A 17132-nucleotide genomic window follows, 5' to 3' on the forward strand; every position below is an offset into this window, starting at 1 on the left:
AGCGGCGGACCGCACCCGGCGGCCCTAGACCTCCGGCAGCAGGAACCCGTTCAGATAGGCGCGCTCGGCCGCGTCGAGCCGGCGGACGGACTGGTCGGCGGTGTCGTAGCCGACCAGGACCGACACCGCCCGCGCGTAGACGCCGTCGTCGTCGCAGATCTCGTAGGCGATCCGGAAGCTGGCGTTGCGGACCTCGGTCACCCGGGTTTCCACCCGGATCGGGTCGTGGCGCATCAGGATCGGCTTGAGGTAGTCGACCTCGTGGCGGGCCACGACCAGACCGCCCAGCGTCCCGTGCCGGTCGGGACCGAAATCAGGGCGCAGGAAGGCGATGCGGGCGTCCTCGAGATAGGTCAGCATCCGCACGTTGTTGACGTGGTTGAGCGGGTCCAGGTCGGCGAAGCGCACGTGCGCGTGGAACACGTGCCGACGCGGCCCTCCGGAAGCGGTCTGCGACACGTCCGCCTGTGTAGCGGCCTGCACCACGACGATCCACCCTTCCGACAGCGACACGTCCGGGCATCCGCCCGCCTGATCACGGTATCGGCCGGCCACCGGGAGCACCGCCGACGGGGCGGCGCTCCCGGGAGTGCGGTCGATCACTCCGCAGCGGGATCCAGGCCCGTGTGGTGGGCCAGAAACGCCAGCTGGTCGGCGCTGAGGCCGATCGTGCGCGAGATCGCCCGGGAGCTGTGGCCCACCGCCGACTCCCGGCGCAGCAGCACGGGCCGCTCATCCGGACGGGCGCAGGTGGCATGCTGCAGGGCCGCGCACATCTTGCGGGCGTGCAGGGGGTCCACGCGGGTGTCGTTGTCGAACACGGAGAACAGGGTCGCCGGGTACGCTGTGCCGTCGACCACCCGGTGGTACGGGGAGTAGTCCAGCAGCCAGGCCAGTTCCTCCGGGACCTCGGCGCTGCCGAACTCGACGTTCCACATCGCACCCAGGCCGGAGCGCTCGTAGCGCACCATGTCCAGTAGCGGGGCCGAGCACACCGCCGCGGCGAACAGGTCGGGGCGCTGGGTGATCGCCGCGCCCACCAGCAGGCCGCCGTTGCTGCCGCCCATCACCGCCAGCCGGTCGGGGCGGGTGCGGCCGCTGCCGATCAAATGCTCGGCCGCCGCCGCGCAGTCGTCGAACACGTTCTGCTTGGCGCCGAGCATTCCGCCCCGGTGCCAGTCCTCGCCTTCCTCCAAGCCGCCGCGCAGGTTCGCCACCGCGTAGACGCCCCCGGCGCGCACCCAGCTCAGCGCCGTGGCCGAGTAGCCCGGAACCATGGAGATCCGGAACCCGCCGTAGCCGTACAGGACGGCCGGGCGCGGCCGCACCTCGCCGGCGGGGGAGACCACCAGCATGCGCACGGGCGTTCCGTCGCGCGAGGAGAAGACGACCTGTTCGGTGCGCACATCCGGTACCGGCGGCGAGCCCGGCGCCGAGGCCCACAGCGACACGGCGCCGGTGCGCGCGTCGTAGGCGTAGACCGTCGGCGGGGTGGCCGTGTCGCTGTAGCCGAACCAGGCCTCGTGCCCGCCCTCGGGCCGGACCGTGACGCCGCCGATCGAGCCCAGGCCGGGCAGCTCCACCGCTCCGCGCCGCTCGCCGGTCGCGCGTTCGTGCACGGTGATTTCGCTGATCGCGTGCCGCCGCCAGGACACCAGAAGCAGGTGCTCATCCAGTTGCGGACCGTCCAGAACAGCGAAGTCCGTCATCACCGCCTCGGGGTCGGAGTCCACCAGCGTCCGCCAGCGGTCGGTCCCGGGCGTGTCCGGATCGGTCACGCACAGCCGTCCGCGGGGCGCGTCGCGGTCGGTGAGGACGTAGAGCCGGCCGTCGCCGCCCACGGAGGGCAGCGCCTGGGCCGCGGGACCGTCCTGGACGGCGGTGAAGCGCGGCCGCTCCCACCCGTCCGCGGCGAGGTCGGCGATCCAGGCGCTGTTGCGGCCCGACGTCCCGGCGGCGGCGGTCAGTACCAGCCTCCGCCCGTCCCGGCTGACGGAGAGGCCGTAGTTCTCGGTCATGTCGCGGCCCTGGCCGAACACCAGCACGTCCCGATCGGTGGTGGTGCCGACCCGGTGCAGGTACACGCGGCGGTGGTACTGCTCCTCGTCCGCACCGACCGTGCCGGGCGGCAGGCGGCGCACGTAGTAGAACGCCTCGCCGCCGGGCAGCCAGGCCACCGGCGAGTAGCGGCACCGGTCGAGGGGCCCGTCCACGATCTCGCCGGTGCCGATGTCCATCACCCGCAGCAGCGACTCCTCGTCGCCCCCCGCCGACATCTGGTAGGCCAGCAGCCGCCCTTCGCGGTCGGGCTGCCACGAGTCGAGCGTGGTGGCGCCTCCGGGGTCCAGCGCGGTGGGATCGATCAGCGCGCGCTCGACGGCGGCGCCGCCGGGGCCGGGCTCGGCCGTGTACAGCACGCCGTGCTCCTGCTCGCCGGCGCGCCGCATGAACAGGCACCGTTCGCCCCGCCAACTGGGCGCGCCGACGAACCCCGCCCCCAGCAGCTCCCGCACGTCGGCGGCGAAGCGCGCCCGCCCGTCCCAGCGCTGCGCCTGCTCGCCGAACAGCGCGTCTTGGGCGGCGCTCCATTCTTCGGTCTGCGGGGAGCGGGCGTCTTCCAGCCAGCGGTAGGGATCGGCGACGCGACAGCCGTGCAGGTCGTCCTGGCAACCGGTGCGCTCGGCAGCGGGATAGTGGCGTTCAGGCATGGCCAGAACTCTATCGGCCGTATGCGGCGCGTCCCGGACACCGCCGGACGCCCGGGGATGATCATGGATTACCCGCTGGTTTTCGCCGCCCGCGCAGAATTAGGGTGGCGGCGGAGCGGTCTGACCACGCAAACTGAATGCGGGACGTTACTCGGCGGGAACCACCCACGGGAGGTCCGTGTGGCAACGCGAACACCACCGGTCGTACGACCGGTCGACAAGGAGGCCTCCTGGCTGGCCGACCGGCTGGCCGGGGACGAGACACGGCCGCTCGCGCTGACGGCCGAGGAGCCGCTGTGAGCAGCGCGCGCAGTACGGAGGGCGATACGATACACCGCCACGTGCTGCTGCTCAACGCGAGCTACGAGCCGCTGACGACCGTACCGCTGCGCCGGGCCGTCCTGCTCGTGCTGCGGGAGAAGGCCGAAGTGGTGCACGGCGACACCGGGGGCACCGCTCTGCACTCGGCCACCACGGCGCTTTCGGTGCCGTCGGTCATCCGGCTCCGACGCTACATCAGGGTGCCCTACCGGCGCCGGGTGCCCCTGACGCGCGTGGCTCTGATGAGGCGCGACAGCAGCCACTGCGCCTACTGCGGGAAGCGGGCCGAGACCATCGACCACGTGATCCCCCGCAGCCGCGGCGGTGCGCACGTCTGGGAGAACGTAGTGGCTTCCTGCAAAACGTGCAACCACCGCAAGGCCGACCGGCTGCTGGACGAACTCGGGTGGAAGCTCAACGTGACGCCCGCCGTCCCCCGCGGGCTGCACTGGCGGCTCATCAACGGTGAGAACCACGGAGACCCGCAGTGGGCGCCGTATATGGCACGGGCGGCGGCCTGACGCGTCCGCGGCCCCGGAAGATGTCCGGCGGCGGACCTGAAGGGTCCCGGCCGCCGCCGGGCATCTATCCTTGTGCGCATGCCACGCTATGAGTACCGCTGCCGCGAATGCGGAGAGACGTTCGAGCGGTCCCGCCCGATGGCGGAGTCCGCCGACCCCGCCGTGTGCGCCCGCGGGCACGGTGACACCGTCAAACTGCTGTCCACCGTCGCCGTGGGCGGCACGGCGGAGGCGCCCGCAGCTCCCGGCGGATGCTGCGGAGGCGCCTGCTGCGGCGGCTGACGCGGCCGCCGGGGCCGTTCAGCGTTCGATCTGGGTGACGTCGCGCGCCGCGCCGGTGGAGGCCGAGGTGGCCATCGCCGCGTAGGCCCGCAGCGCCTGGGTGACCGGCCGCTCGCGCTCGCGCGGGCGGAAGGTGCCCAGGTCGGCGAGCAGCTGCTCGCGCCGGGCGTCCAGTTCGTCGGTCGTGATGTCCAGTCCGAGCGCGCGGTTGGGGATGTCGATGACGACGGTGTCGCCGTCGCGCACCAGCGCGATGTCGCCGCCCTGGCCGGCCTCGGGGGAGGCGTGGCCGATGGACAGCCCCGAGGTTCCGCCGGAGAAGCGGCCGTCGGTGACCAGCGCGCACGCCTTGCCCAGGCCGCGGCCCTTGAGGAAGCTCGTCGGGTAGAGCATCTCCTGCATGCCCGGGCCGCCCTTGGGGCCCTCGTAGCGGATGACGACCACGTCGCCGGGCTCGATCCGCTTTTCGAGGATGCCGTCGACGGCGGCGTCCTGGCTCTCGAACACCTTCGCCGGCCCGGTGAAGGTGAGGAGTTCCTCATCGACGCCGGCGGTCTTGACGACGGCGCCGTCGGGGGCGAGGTTTCCGTAGAGCACCGCCAGTCCGCCGTCGGCGGTGTAGGCGTGGTCGACCTCGCGGATGCAGCCGGCTTCGCGGTCGGTGTCGAGGGTCTCCCAGCGGGTGTCCTGGGAGTAGGCCTTGGTGGTGCGTTTGCCGCCCGGAGCGGCGTAGAACAGGTCGCGGGCGTCGTCGCCGCAGGTGTCGACGGCGATGTCCCACTCCTGCAGGTAGGCGCCGAGGGTGGTGCCGTGGACGGTGGGAACCGAAGTGTCCAGCAGCCCGCCGCGGGCGAGTTCGCCCAGGATGGCGGGGATTCCGCCCGCCCGGTGCACGTCCTCGATGTGGTACTGCTCGGAGTTGGGTGCGACCTTGCACAGGCACGGAACCCGGCGGGAGAGCTCGTCGATGTCGGGCAGGCCGAACTTCACACCAGCTTCGGTGGCGGCCGCCAGCAGGTGCAGGATCGTGTTGGTGGAGCCGCCCATGGCGATGTCCAGGGCCATGGCGTTGGCGAAGGCCGCGGGCGAGGCGATCGACAGCGGCAGCACGGAGGAGTCGTCCTGCTCGTAGTAGCGGCGGGCGACCTCGACCACCTTGCGTCCGGCGTCCTCGTAGAGGCGCTTGCGGGCGACGTGGGTGGCCAGAACCGTGCCGTTGCCCGGCAGCGCCAGGCCCATGGCCTCGGTCAGGCAGTTCATCGAGTTGGCGGTGAACATGCCCGAGCACGAACCGCAGGTGGGGCAGGCCGACTCCTCCAGGGTGTCCAGTTCGGAGTCGGAGACGCTGTCGTCGGCGGAGGCGACCATCGCGTCGATCAGGTCCAGCTTGCGCTCGGTGACGGCGGTGCCGTTGACCACCGTGGCCTTGCCGGCCTCCATGGGGCCGCCGGAGACGAAGACCGTGGGCACGTTCAGCCGCATCGCGGCCAGCAGCATGCCCGGAGTGATCTTGTCGCAGTTGGAGATGCACACCAGGGCGTCGGCGCAGTGGGCGTTGACCATGTACTCCAGGGCGTCGGCGATCACCTCGCGGCTGGGCAGCGAGTAGAGCATGCCGCCGTGGCCCATGGCGATGCCGTCGTCGACCGCGATGCTGTTGAACTCGCGCGGCACTCCGCCTGCTTCGCGCACCGCGCCGGAGACGACGTCGGCGACCTCGCGGAGGTGGACGTGGCCCGGCACGAACTCGGTGAAGCTGTTGGCGATCGCGACGATCGGCTTGCCGAAGTCCTCGCGTTCCACACCGGTCGCGCGCATGAGGGCGCGCGCGCCGGCCATGTTCCTGCCGTGGGTGACGGTGCGTGAGCGCAGCGCGGGCATGGGGTGCTCCCATCGACGCCAGGGGCGTGGACGACATGTGTTCCCCACCGATGGTAGCCCCGCCACGAACTCTGTACGTCTCGGGTACGAAGATCGAGTGTCCGAATAATGAGACAGAGGGGGGTTCGCCCCCCTGTGCGCCCGGACCGGAGCGGGCGAACGCGCCGGAGCGGGCGGGCTCCGGCGCGTTCGCGGGGCGGGTGGAGGAGGCGGGCGGGGCGGCCGCCGGCGCCTCAGTAGCGCGCGGGCAGCACGGTGCGGGCGGCCTCGGTGATCTCCTCGATCTCGTCGTCGCTCAGCCGCTCGTTTCCGCTGCGCAGCCACTTGCGGACCTTGCTCCCCGCGATGAGGTCGACACCGCGCAGGTTGTGGCTGTCCCACGGCAGGGTCGGGCCGTAGACGGCGAGGGACGCGCGCACGCTGATATCGCGCCCGACGTGCTCGCTGATCAGCTTCTCGGCCGTGCGCGCCTCTTCGAGCGCCTCGTCGATACGCTCGTTCTTCGAGAACTTGCCGTGGTAGAGCTTCTCCAGTTTGTTGCGCACCGGGAGCCGCTTGTCCCAGGACTCGGAATCGATGGCGAAGGCGCCGCGCCGACCCACGATGAAGTGGTCGATCTGGCCGTTGCCGCCGGGGACGCCGCGGGCGTGCATCACCCGGTAGCCCAGTTTCCGCATCACCCGCAGTTGGGCCTCCGTGCGGCGCTGGGCCGCCGAGGGCCTGCGCCAGCGCGGGACTTCGGAGTGCCGGCGGGAGGAGCGGACGATGAGGACGATCAGGACCGCTGCGGTGAGCGTGGCGCCGATCCGCCAGTCGGCGGCGAGGAATCCGCCGGCGGCCCCGGCGGCGGCCGCGGCGGCGCCGCGCAGGAGCCATCGCCGGCCCGATGCCGACGTGAGTGCGCCGTAGGTCGTGCGGGCCGCGGAGCCGTCGCCGCGGGATCCGCCGGAACCGGTCGTGCGGGACGGGTCGAAGGGCGATCCGGAGCCGGTCTGCTGCGCGGCGCCGTTGACTGAGGTTGCCGAATCCACGCTGGAAAGAGTAGTTCGATCCATATGCGAGTCCTAGTACATCGAATCTCACACTTTACTTCCCCGTGCCGGGGGTGTTCTCACGTGTGCGCCGGGTTGCTCCGGGGCAAGACAGTCCTTTCCCCGGATCTCTAGAGAGGCACCGCGGTAAGCGTGCCCCGGGCGCGCGTTTCTCACACCGGCGGTTGCGGACTACGCTCTGCCGATATGGCCGAAATCCACGAGCTGACGGCGATCCAGCAGGCCGAAGCCGTCCGCCGCCGAGATCTCTCGCCGGTGGAGATCACCGACCACTACCTCGCGCGTATCGAGCGCCTCGACAGCCGCCTCGGTGCCTTCATTGCGGTCGCGGGCGAATTCGCGCGGGAGCAGGCCCGGAATGCGGAGAACACGGCGCTTTCCGACACGCCGGGAGAACCCCCGCCGCTGCTGGGCGTGCCCATACCGGTCAAGGACCTCGATCCGGTGGCGGGCCTGCCCTACACCGGCGGGTCGGCCGTCTACGCCGACCGGATCGCCGGCACCGACTCCGACGTGGTCGCGGAGCTGCGCGCGGCCGGGGCCGTGTTCACCGGCAAGACCAACACCCCCGAGTTCGGCTGCTCCTGCTACACCGAGAACGACGTCGCCCCCGCCGCCCGCACCCCCTGGGACCTCGCGCGCTCCGCCGGCGGGTCCAGCGGGGGCGCGGCGGCCGCGGTGGCGGCCGGCCTCGCTCCCGCGGCCCACGCCGGCGACGGCGGCGGCTCCATCCGGATACCGGCCTCCGCATGCGGGGTCTTCGGCCTCAAACCCACCCGCGGCCGGGTGACCCGGGGCCCGGTCAAGCCCGAGTTCACCGGGTTGGCCACCTCCGGCCCGATCGCGCGCACCGTCGCCGACGCCGCGCTGCTGCTGGACATCATCTCCGTCAACCGCCCCGGCGACTACTTCACCGCCCCGCCGCTGGCGGCCGGCGAGACCTTCCTCGGCCACGCTCTGCGCGAGCCCGGCCGGCTGCGCATCGCCCGGTTCAGTACGCCCCCCGTGCCCGGTGCGGAAGTCGACCCCGAGGTCGCCGCCGCCCACGAGGAGGCGGCCAAGCTGCTGGCCGAACTGGGACACGAGGTCGAAGAGATCGACACGCCCGTCGGCGCACCCGTACTGGAGGACTTCGAGCTGATCTGGGCGGCGATGGCGGCATCCGAGCCGGTGGAGGCCGCCGACGAGCACCTGCTGCGCCCGCTCACCCGCGCGCTGCGCGAGCGCGCGGCCGACTCCTCCATCGCCGCCTACATGGGCGCCGCCGCCCGCCTGCAGAACGCCGGACGCGAGGTTCTGCCGCGCGTGCTGGCCTACGACGCGGTCCTCAGCCCGACCGTCGCCCGGCTTCCGGTGCCGGTGGGCCACTTCGTCGGCGCCCCGGCCGACGAAGTCCGCCGGATGACGGAGTTCACCCCGTTCGCGTCCCTGGCCAACATCACCGGCCAGCCGTCGGTCACCGTCCCGCTGCACTGGAGCGCCGACGGGCTTCCGGCGGGCGTCATGCTCACCGGAAGGCCGGGCGGCGAACCTACTCTGCTCTCGCTGTCGGCGCAGTTGGAGGCGGCGCGGCCGTGGGCGGACCGGCGGCCGCCGGTGTGGTGGGAGTAGCGGCCGCGAGCCCCAGCGCGGCCGCCGCCGGCGCGGTCGCGGCGGCCGCCCCCGCGGCGCCCGCCGCGACCCCGCCCGTGTCGACGGGCCACCCCGTCACCGGCCCGGCGACCGCGGTCCCGCCGGTCAGCCCGCCGGCGACCGGCCCGGCGAGGCCGGCGAGGCCGTTGGAACCGGTCCACCCGGCGACCGGGAACGTGACCGCGATCGGCAGCCCGCCGACCTGTGCCCGCGCGCACAGCGACCAGAACAGCAGCGACCGCACGTCCGGGAGGGCGAAGAGCCGACGGCAGGGCGCGAACACTCGGGCGATACCGGCAAGCGATACCGCCGGAAAATCCACGACCTGCATCGGATTCATTTTTCCGGCGAACTTCGCATTCGTTGCCGAGGAATGCGACGCGGGCATGGCGGAGGCGCCACGAATCCGCGTTGTGCGGCATTATCGTTCTCTGTGAGTGATGCGGACCTGGCCAGGCTGGCCGAAGAATACGGCGTGGCTACGACCTACGCGGACTGGCGCGGCCGCGGCGCGCGGGTTCCCCCCGACACGCTGCGCCACGTCCTGGGGGCTCTCGGGGTCGACGCCTCCGCGCCCCGCGGAGCCCTGGAGGAGCACTGGGCACGCCAGGCCACCCGGCTGCTACCGCCGTGCGTGGTCACCCGCGCCGGCCGCACCCCGCAGCTGCCGCTGCCCGACCTCTCGCGCTGCTGGGTCGAGCAGGCCGGCGGCGGGTGGAGCGAACCGGGGCCGCACCTGCCGCTCGGGCGCCATACCCTGCACGTCGAGAACGGGGCCGTGCGCCAGCAGGCCCCGCTGCTGGTGGTGCCCGACCGCCTGACCACCCGGCCCGAACGGCGCGTCTGGGGCATGATGGCCCAGCTGTACTCGCTGCGTTCGCGCGCCTCCTGGGGCATGGGCGACCTGCGCGACCTCGCCGAACTCGCCGATTGGAGCGCCCGCGACCTGGGAGCCGACTTCACCCTGGTCAATCCCCTGCACGCGACCGAGCCGGCCGGACCGATCGAACCCTCGCCCTATTTCCCCGTCAGCCGCCGCTACGGCGGACCGCTCAACATCCGCATCGAGGACGTCCCCGAGTACGCCGCTCTCGAACCCGCCCAGCGCGAGTCCATCCAGCGCCTGGCCCGCCCGCTGCGCGAGCACGCCCGCACCGCCGACCTGCTCGACCGCGACGCCGTCTGGGAGGCCAAGCGCGCCGCGCTGACCACGCTGTTCCACGTGCAGCGCACTCCGGCGCGCGAAGCCGCGTTCCGATCCTTCCTCGCCCGTGAAGGCGCACCGCTGGTGGAATACGCCACCTGGTGCGCCCTGGCCGACGAGCACGGGTGCGACTACCGCACCTGGCCGGCCGAGTTGCGCGACGCCTCCGCCCACACGGTCGGCGCCGAGGCGCTCCGCCGCTGGCCGGGCGTGGAGTTCCACCGCTGGCTGCAATGGATCCTCGACGACCAGCTCGCCGCCGCCCAGGCCGGTGCGCGCGCGGCCGGCATGGAGATGGGGATCGTGCACGACCTGGCCGTCGGCGTGCAACCCGGCGGCGCCGACGCCTGGATGTACGCCGACGCCGTGGCGTCCGGCGTGAGCGTGGGAGCGCCGCCCGACGAGTTCAACCAGCGCGGACAGGACTGGGGCCAGCCGCCCTGGCACCCCGGCCGGCTGGCCGAGCGGGCCTACGGCCCCTTCCGCCAAGTCCTGGGCCAGGCGCTGCGCCACGCCGGCGGGCTGCGCATGGACCACATCATGGGCCTGTTCCGGTTGTGGTGGGTGCCCGACGGGGCGTCGCCCGACCAGGGGACCTACGTGCGCTACGACCACGAAGGCATGGTCGGCAGCCTGCTGCTGGCCGCCCACGAGTTCGGTGCCGCTGTGGTGGGCGAGGACCTGGGGACCGTCGAACCCTGGGTGCGCGACCACCTCAGCGAACGCGGAGTGCTGGGCACGTCGGTGCTGTGGTTCGAACGCCGGGACGACGGCAGCCCGCGCCGCCCCGAGGAGTGGCGGTCGGACTGCCTGGCGACCGTCGCCACCCACGACCTGCCGCCGGTCGCCTCCTACCTCTCCGCCGAGCACGTCGAGCTGCGCGAGCACCTGGGACTGCTCGACCGCCCGGCCGCCGAAGAACGCGTCGACGCCGAGGCGCAGGTCGCCGCATGGCGCGACCGCCTGGTGGACCTGGGCCTGCTCGCCCCGGACGTCGACCCGCTGTCCGACCCCGGATCGGTGGTCGCCGCCCTGCACGCCTACCTCGTGCGCACCCCCGCGCCCATGATCGGGATATCGCTGGCCGACGTGGTCGGCGACCGGCGGATGCAGAACCAGCCCGGCACCAGCGACGCTTACCCCAACTGGCGGATCCCGCTGACCACGGCCGAGGGGGAGCCGGTCCTCCTCGACGAGCTGATGGCCGACCCGCGCCTGGCGGAGTATGCGCGCCGGTCCCTGAAACCGCTCATCGAGCCGTCCTACCTGGAGTCCTGACCAGCGCACCCGGCCCCGCCGGCGGGTGCGGCGTCAGGCCCGGCCGGCCACCAGCGGGTATCCCTCCCGGGACCCGTCTGTGACGACGTCGAACAGCCGATCCGCCGCACCGGGCTCGGCATCGGGGTCGATGCCGTACCAGGCGGTGTCGTCGTGCACCAGCAGGCGCGAGCGGTCCGGCGAGGGCACGGCCTGCTCGGGTACGGAGGGGACCTCGAAGGTGCGGTCGTCGGAGTAGCCGCCGCCGTCGTCGTCGATCTCCAGGAAGTACACGTTTCCGACGCCGCCGACGCCGCCCTGCTGCGCGCTGAACCACAGCCGGCCGCCCTGGAACTCCGGCGCCGACCACCTCTCGCCCTCGGGCGGCACCAGTTCCGCGTCCTCGGTGTAGGCCGAACCGTCCGCGGACCGCTCGGCCACGTGCACCCCCGGTGTCTCGAAGGGCGCGTAGGCGAAGCGCTGCCAGTCCGCGGTGAACCGCCCGTGTACCGGGACGCGCATCGACACCGGGTCGCCGACGCATCCTCCGCCCGTGCGGATTCCGCACGTGCCGCCGCTTCGCGCTCCGCCCGGACGGCGACGGGGGCGCCGCCGGGCTTCGGCCCGGCGGCGCCCCCGTACGTCGCGGCTTCCCGGCTACCCGGTCACGTTCTCCTCGGCGGCACGGGCGTCGCAGCGCTGGGCCTCCAGCGCCCGCCGCACGCCCGCCTGGCCCTCGACGAGCAGGCGGCGCAGGGCCGGAGCCGGGGCGCTCTTGTCGATGTAGGCCTCGGTGCGGCGGACGGTCTCCTCTTCCACCAGGTGGCGGGGGTAGGCCATCTCCGCGAACGTCTGGGCGAACTCGCCGGTCCACTCCTCCCAGATGGAGTCCAGCAGCTCGAAGTAGCGGTCGACGTAGGGGCGGTACAGCTCCCGCTGGGAGGGTTCGGTGAACCCGGCCAGGGTGGCGCGGAATTCGGCGTTGGCCATCTCGCCGGAGCGGATCCGGTCCCAGGCCTGGGCCTTGGCTTCGGCCGTGGGGATCGCGGCGCGGCAGCCGGCGGCCTGGCGCTCGCCCGTGGCGGTGGGGTCGAGGTCCAGTTCGGCGGCGATCTCCTTCTCGCCCGCGCGGCCCGCGGCGACCAGGCGGCGCAGCAGCGTCCAGCGCAGGTCGGTGTCGATGGTCAGTCCCTCGACCGTGATCGCGCCGTCCAGCAGCCCCTGAAGCAGCGAAAGGTGCTGGCCGCCCACGGCCGCTTCGGCGAACCCGTTGGCGTAGGCCAGCTGCAGGTCGCCGCCCGGCTCGGCAGAGGTGAGCAGGTCGCGCAGCCGCCCGGCCAGCAGGTCGAACCCGCTGTCGCGCCAAGCGGGGTCGGTGTAGTGGTGCAGCGCGGTGACGGCCTGGCGCAGCAGCGACTGCACCACCATGACGTCGCCGATGCCGCTGAGCCCCGAGGCCACCAGCCGCACGTAGTCGCGGGCGGCCATTTCGGCGTCGCGGGTCATGTCCCAGGCGGCGCCGAAGCTCAGCGCGCGCGGCAGGGACTCGGCGATGTCCCCGGCGCCCTCGACGACGGTGCGCAGCGACCGGTCGTCCAGGCGGATCTTGGTGAAGGTGAGGTCGTCGTCGTTGACCAGCACCAGGTCGGGCCGGGTCGAGCCGACCAGTTCCGGAACCTCGGTGCGCTCGCCCGAGACGTCCAGCTCGACGCGTTCGCGGCGGACGACGCCCTGCTCCGTGCGGTCGTAGAGCCCGATCGCCAGCCGGTGGGACCGCAGCGTGGGGTGCTCCTCGGCGGCCTCCTGGCGCACGGCGAAGGAGGTGAAGGTCCCGTCGGGGCCGACCTCGAACTCGGGGCGCACGGTGTTGACGCCGGCGGTCTCCAACCACTCGCGCGACCACGCGGACAGGTCGCGCCCGGAGGCGTGCTCCAGGTGCCGCAGGAGGTCCGACAGCTCGGTGTTGCCCCAGGCGTGCTCGGCGAAGTAGGCGCGCACTCCGGCGAAGAAGGCGTCCTCGCCCACGTAGGCCACCAGCTGCTTGAGGACCGAGGCGCCCTTGGCGTAGGTGATGCCGTCGAAGTTGACCTCGACCGCCTGCATGTCGGCCATGTCGGCGGCGATGGGGTGGGTGGAGGGCAGCTGGTCCTGGCGCAGCGCCCACGCCTTCTCGACGTTGGCGAAGGTGGTCCAGGCCTCGGTCCACTTGGTGGCGTTGACCTGGCAGTAGACGCTCGCGAAGGTCGCGAACGACTCGTTCAGCCACAGGTCGTCCCACCAGCGCATGGTGACCAGGTCGCCGAACCACATGTGCGCCATCTCGTGCAGGATGGTCTCGGCGCGGCGCTCGTAGCGGGCGTCGGTGACCCGCGACCGGAAGACGTAGTCCTCCAGGAAGGTGACGGCGCCGGCGTTCTCCATCGCGCCGGCGTTGAACTCGGGAACGAAGAGCTGGTCGTACTTGCCGAAGGGGTAACGCAGCCCGAACAGCCCGTGGTAGAAGTCGAAGCCCTGCTTGGTGACCTCGAGGATCGCGTCGGCGTCGAGGTGCTCGGCCAGCGAGGCACGGCAGTACACCCCGAGCGGGATCCCGTCGTGCTCGTCGCGCACCACGTGGTACGGGCCGGCGATCAGCGCCGTGATGTAGGTCGAGACCGGGCCGGTGGCGGGGAAGTGCCAGCGCGCCTTGGGGCCGGCCGGGTCCTCGACGGCCTCGCCCGCGACGTCCGGGGCGCTGTTGGAGACCACCTCGAAACCGGCGGGGGCGAAGACGGTGAGTTCGAACGGGGCTTTGAGGTCGGGCTGGTCGAAGCACGCGTACATGCGTTGCGCGTCGGCCGTCTCGAACTGGGTGTAGAGGTAGGTGCCGCCGTCGACCGGGTCGACGAAGCGGTGCAGGCCTTCGCCGGTGCGCATGAACGCCGCCTCGGCCAGCACCCGCAGCTCGTTGCGGGCCTGCAGGCCGCGCAGGCGGATCCGGCCGCCGTCGAAGACCTCGGCCGGGTCGAGTTCGGTGCCGTTGAGCACCACGGAGGTGACGCTGGGCGCGGTGAGGTCGATGAACGTGTCGGCCCCGGGTTCGGCGCAGTCGAATCCGACCACCGTGCGGGACTCGAACGTCTGGTCACTGCCCGTGAGGTCGAGCTCCACGGTGTAGGAGGAGACGCTCAGGATGCGAGCCCGCTCCCGCGCCTCCTCGCGTGTCAGGTTGCCCGCCACGTCCGCTCCCTTCAGGCCGCCGTCATCGCCGGCCGGAATCGCTGGTCCCCCGTTGCGCTTTCGCTGTGTCGCGCCGCAGCGCCGGAATCGAGGGGGTGCAATGCTTGCCGCGTCCGATCCTGCCACGCACGGCGACGGAATGCGGAACCGGCGGCGAAGGTTGCAGCACATTGCCGGCGGCCTCCGGCGCGGGCGGCCCTCGCGGGGGGCGGCGGGCGGCGGAGGAGTCCGCCACGACGAGGTCGACGACGATGTTGCGAGGAGATTCCGGTGGCTGATGGCGAACAGCGGGCGAGCGGCGAAACGGTCCCCGTCGATTTCTGGTTCGACCCCCTGTGCCCGTGGGCGTGGCTGGCCTCGCGGTGGCTGCTGGAAGTCGAGCGGGTGCGCCCGGTGCGGCCGCGCTGGCACGTGATGAGCCTGAGCGTGCTCAACCAGGGGCGCGACCTGCCCGAGGAGTACCGCACCCTGATGCAGGAGGGCTGGGGGCCGGTGCGCATCTGTATCGCCGCCGAGCAGAAGTACGGCGGCGACGTGCTCGCCCCGCTCTACACCGCGCTGGGCACGCGCTTCCACCACGGCAAGGAGCCGCGGTCGGCCGAGACTTACCGCGCCGCGCTGGCTGACGCCGGGCTGCCCGAGGACCTGGCCGAGGCCGCCGACACCGACGCCTACGACGAGGCGCTGGTCCGCTCCCACCACGACGGCATGGACCGCGTCGGCTACGAGGTGGGTACCCCGGTCGTTTCCGTGGAGGGCGTGTCCTTCTTCGGCCCGGTCGTCACCCCCGCGCCCAAGGGCGAGGAGGCCGGGCGCCTGTGGGACGGCGTGCTGCTGGTGGCCGGCACCGACGGCTTCTTCGAACTCAAGCGCAGCCGCGACCGCAAACCCATCTTCGACACCGGCGAGTAGGGCGCACGAGCGCAGCCCCGCGGGTGCCCGGTTCTGAGGTCCGGGCACCCGGATCGCGCCGCCGCGGGAACCGGAAGCGCCGCGGCGGCGTCGACTCCGGCAGGAGCCGACGGCGAACGGACAGGAAGGCCTGGCGATGAGCGGACCCGACGACGAGCGCGTGGTGGACCTGGGCGAGGACGAACTGGACGTCCTTCCCGAAACGACCCGGGACGAGCGCGGGCCCGGATGGGGCGACGGTCCCGACGACAACACGGAGCGCCTGCTGGAGGAGCGGCCGCCGCACTGGTGAAAGCACCGATGCCGGAGTCGGCGCGGGCGGCGGGATACTAGAACGGTGTTCTGGGAAAGTGGATGCCATGCGATCCCTTTACCTGAACGGCGCCTGGACCCCTTCGGCCTCCAGCGGCGCCATCGACGTCATCAACCCGGCGACCGAGGAGGTCGTCGACGCGGTTCCGGACGGCGACGCGAGTGACGTCGACCGGGCCGTCGCGGCGGCCCGTGCGGCGTTTCCCGGCTGGTCGGCACTGCCCTACACCGAGCGGTGCGCGCACCTCGCGCGGGCCCTCGGACTGCTGCAGGAGCGCGCCGGCGCCGTCGCCGAGTCCATCGCCACCGACATGGGCGCCCCGCTGAAGTTCGCCCAGAAGGTGCAGACCGGCTTCCCGCTGCTGATGTTCTCCACCTTCCTGCAGTTGATCGAGTCCGACGGCGAGCGGCTGTTCACCGGCGAGAAGGCGGGCGACGGCGACTCCCTCATCGTGCGCGAGCCCTACGGCGTGGTCGGCGCGATCACGCCGTGGAACTACCCGCTGCACCAGATCGTGCTCAAGGCCGTCCCGGCGCTCGCCGCGGGCAACACCTTCGTCCTCAAGCCCACCGAGGTCGCGCCGGCGGCGGCCTACGCCCTCACCGAGGCGCTGCACGACGCGGGGCTGCCCGCGGGCGTGTTCAACCTCGTCTCGGGCACCGGCCCCGTCGTCGGCGAGGCCCTCGCCGCGCATACGCAGGTGGACATGGTCTCCTTCACCGGATCGGGCCGCGCCGGCGAGCGGGTCGCCGAGGTCGGAGCGGCCACCGTGAAGAAGGTCGCCCTGGAGCTGGGCGGCAAGTCGCCCAACGTCATCCTGCCCGACGCCGACCTGGAAACGGCGGTCACCAACGGTGTGGCCGACGTCATGCGCAACACCGGCCAGAGCTGCGACGCGCTGAGCCGGATGCTCGTGCCGCGCGAGCGCTACGACGAGGCGGTGCGCACGGCCGCCGAGGCCGCGCAGAAGTACGCGCCCGGCGACCCCTTCGCCGACGGCGTGCGGATGGGACCGCTCGTATCCGACGCCCAGCGCGCCCGCGTGCGCGCCTACATCGAAACCGGCGTCGCCGAGGGCGCCCGACTGGCCGCCGGCGGCCCCGAGGCGCCCGAAGGCGTCGAACAGGGCTACTTCGTGCGCCCGACCGTCTTCGCCGACGTCGACACCGGAATGCGCATCGCCCAGGAGGAGATCTTCGGGCCGGTCGTCGCGGTGATCGCCTACGACGACGAGGACGACGCCGTGCGCATCGCCAACGACTCCGAATACGGGCTCTCCGGCGCCGTGTGGTCGGCCGACCCCGACCGCGCGCTCGCGGTGGCGCGGCGGCTGCGCACCGGCCAGGTCAAGATCAACGGATCCGGCGTGGAGCCGCGCCTGCCCTTCGGCGGCTACAAGCGGTCGGGTGTGGGCCGCGAGTGGGGTCTGCACGGGATCGAGGAGTTCTGCGAGGTCAAGGGCATTCAGAGGTGACGGATCCCCCGTACGGGGCGGTGCCGGGTGTATGGCACGATCAACAGCGGTGCGGAAGCGCCCTGCAGGCGCTCCGCACCCTGTATCCGCTTACCCAGTACGAGGTGCGAATTGAGCAAGCAGACGGAGTCGAAGGCCGTTCCGGTACGCAAGGACATCGGAGCCATCGTCCTGGCCAATGTCATCGCCCTGGTGTCGCTGCTCGTGTTCGGCGCCATGGGGATGGGTATCGCCTCGGTCGCCACCGGTGAGTCGCTGTTCCAGGGGCTGTGAGTCGCCGGCGCGGTCGCCCCGATGTCCGCACGCCCGCTCCCGGCCTCCTGCGCCGGCGCGGGCGCCTTTCATAGGAAGCTAGA

Annotated in this window: 14 protein-coding genes; 8 read left to right on the forward strand and 6 right to left on the reverse strand. The window is 72.5% G+C overall.

Going from position 1 to position 17132, the window contains the following annotated elements; genetic code table 11:
* Positions 1–24: 24 nt before the first annotated feature.
* Both HNR25_RS20000 and HNR25_RS20005 read right to left on the reverse strand, forming a co-directional pair.
* A complete protein-coding gene (locus tag HNR25_RS20000) occupies positions 25–507 on the reverse strand; it encodes an acyl-CoA thioesterase (protein WP_221459024.1) in 483 nt (160 codons plus the stop codon).
* 92 nt (positions 508–599) lie between these two features.
* Positions 600–2708 (reverse strand): prolyl oligopeptidase family serine peptidase, encoded by a 2109-nt coding sequence (locus HNR25_RS20005; protein ID WP_184637637.1) that lies wholly within the window; start codon positions 2706–2708, stop codon positions 600–602.
* 341 nt (positions 2709–3049) lie between these two features.
* On the opposite strand from HNR25_RS20005, the gene HNR25_RS20010 reads away from it, so the two are divergent.
* Positions 3050–3550, forward strand: a complete 501-nt coding sequence (locus tag HNR25_RS20010; RefSeq protein ID WP_184639591.1) for an HNH endonuclease — start codon at positions 3050–3052, stop codon at positions 3548–3550.
* Between the two features lie 78 nt (positions 3551–3628).
* Entirely contained in the window at positions 3629–3832 is a 204-nt protein-coding gene (locus tag HNR25_RS20015) for an FmdB family zinc ribbon protein (RefSeq protein ID WP_184637639.1), read from the forward strand.
* An 18-nt stretch (positions 3833–3850) separates the two neighbouring features.
* Here HNR25_RS20015 and ilvD read toward each other — a convergent pair whose 3' ends face one another.
* Entirely contained in the window at positions 3851–5713 is a 1863-nt protein-coding gene (gene ilvD, locus HNR25_RS20020) for a dihydroxy-acid dehydratase (RefSeq protein ID WP_184637641.1), read from the reverse strand.
* 233 nt (positions 5714–5946) lie between these two features.
* Positions 5947–6768: a nuclease-related domain-containing protein gene (locus tag HNR25_RS20025; protein WP_184637643.1), complete on the reverse strand. Its 822-nt coding sequence runs from the start codon at positions 6766–6768 to the stop codon at positions 5947–5949.
* 183 nt (positions 6769–6951) lie between these two features.
* Between HNR25_RS20025 and HNR25_RS20030 the strand changes: the two genes are divergently transcribed.
* Both HNR25_RS20030 and malQ read left to right on the forward strand, forming a co-directional pair.
* Positions 6952–8376 (forward strand): amidase, encoded by a 1425-nt coding sequence (locus HNR25_RS20030; protein WP_184637645.1) that lies wholly within the window; start codon positions 6952–6954, stop codon positions 8374–8376.
* A gap of 454 nt (positions 8377–8830) precedes the next feature.
* Positions 8831–10879 carry a 4-alpha-glucanotransferase gene (gene malQ, locus HNR25_RS20035; protein WP_184637647.1) on the forward strand — a complete coding sequence of 683 codons (2049 nt, stop codon included), beginning with the start codon at positions 8831–8833 and terminating at the stop codon, positions 10877–10879.
* A gap of 33 nt (positions 10880–10912) precedes the next feature.
* Here malQ and HNR25_RS20040 read toward each other — a convergent pair whose 3' ends face one another.
* Together HNR25_RS20040 and pepN are read right to left on the reverse strand one after the other, a co-directional pair.
* On the reverse strand, positions 10913–11386 hold the full coding sequence (locus tag HNR25_RS20040) for a hypothetical protein (RefSeq protein ID WP_184637649.1): 474 nt from the start codon (positions 11384–11386) through the stop codon (positions 10913–10915).
* Positions 11387–11515: 129 nt separating this feature from the next.
* The gene (pepN, locus tag HNR25_RS20045) at positions 11516–14077 is read right to left on the reverse strand and encodes an aminopeptidase N (RefSeq protein WP_184637651.1); all 2562 of its coding nucleotides are present in this window, start codon (positions 14075–14077) and stop codon (positions 11516–11518) included.
* A 270-nt stretch (positions 14078–14347) separates the two neighbouring features.
* Here pepN and HNR25_RS20050 point away from each other — a divergent pair, with 270 nt between their 5' ends.
* The 4 genes from HNR25_RS20050 (at position 14348) to HNR25_RS20065 (ending at position 17049) form a co-directional block, all read left to right on the forward strand.
* Positions 14348–14989 (forward strand): mycothiol-dependent nitroreductase Rv2466c family protein, encoded by a 642-nt coding sequence (locus HNR25_RS20050; RefSeq protein WP_184637653.1) that lies wholly within the window; start codon positions 14348–14350, stop codon positions 14987–14989.
* A gap of 136 nt (positions 14990–15125) precedes the next feature.
* On the forward strand, positions 15126–15281 hold the full coding sequence (locus HNR25_RS20055; protein WP_184637655.1) for a hypothetical protein: 156 nt from the start codon (positions 15126–15128) through the stop codon (positions 15279–15281).
* Between the two features lie 67 nt (positions 15282–15348).
* A complete protein-coding gene (locus HNR25_RS20060; RefSeq protein ID WP_184637657.1) occupies positions 15349–16776 on the forward strand; it encodes an aldehyde dehydrogenase family protein in 1428 nt (475 codons plus the stop codon).
* Between the two features lie 111 nt (positions 16777–16887).
* On the forward strand, positions 16888–17049 hold the full coding sequence (locus HNR25_RS20065; protein ID WP_184637659.1) for a hypothetical protein: 162 nt from the start codon (positions 16888–16890) through the stop codon (positions 17047–17049).
* The last annotated feature ends 83 nt before the right edge of the window (positions 17050–17132 follow it).

The organism is Streptomonospora salina, from assembly GCF_014204715.1.
Taxonomy (GTDB): Bacteria; Actinomycetota; Actinomycetes; order Streptosporangiales; family Streptosporangiaceae; genus Streptomonospora; species Streptomonospora salina.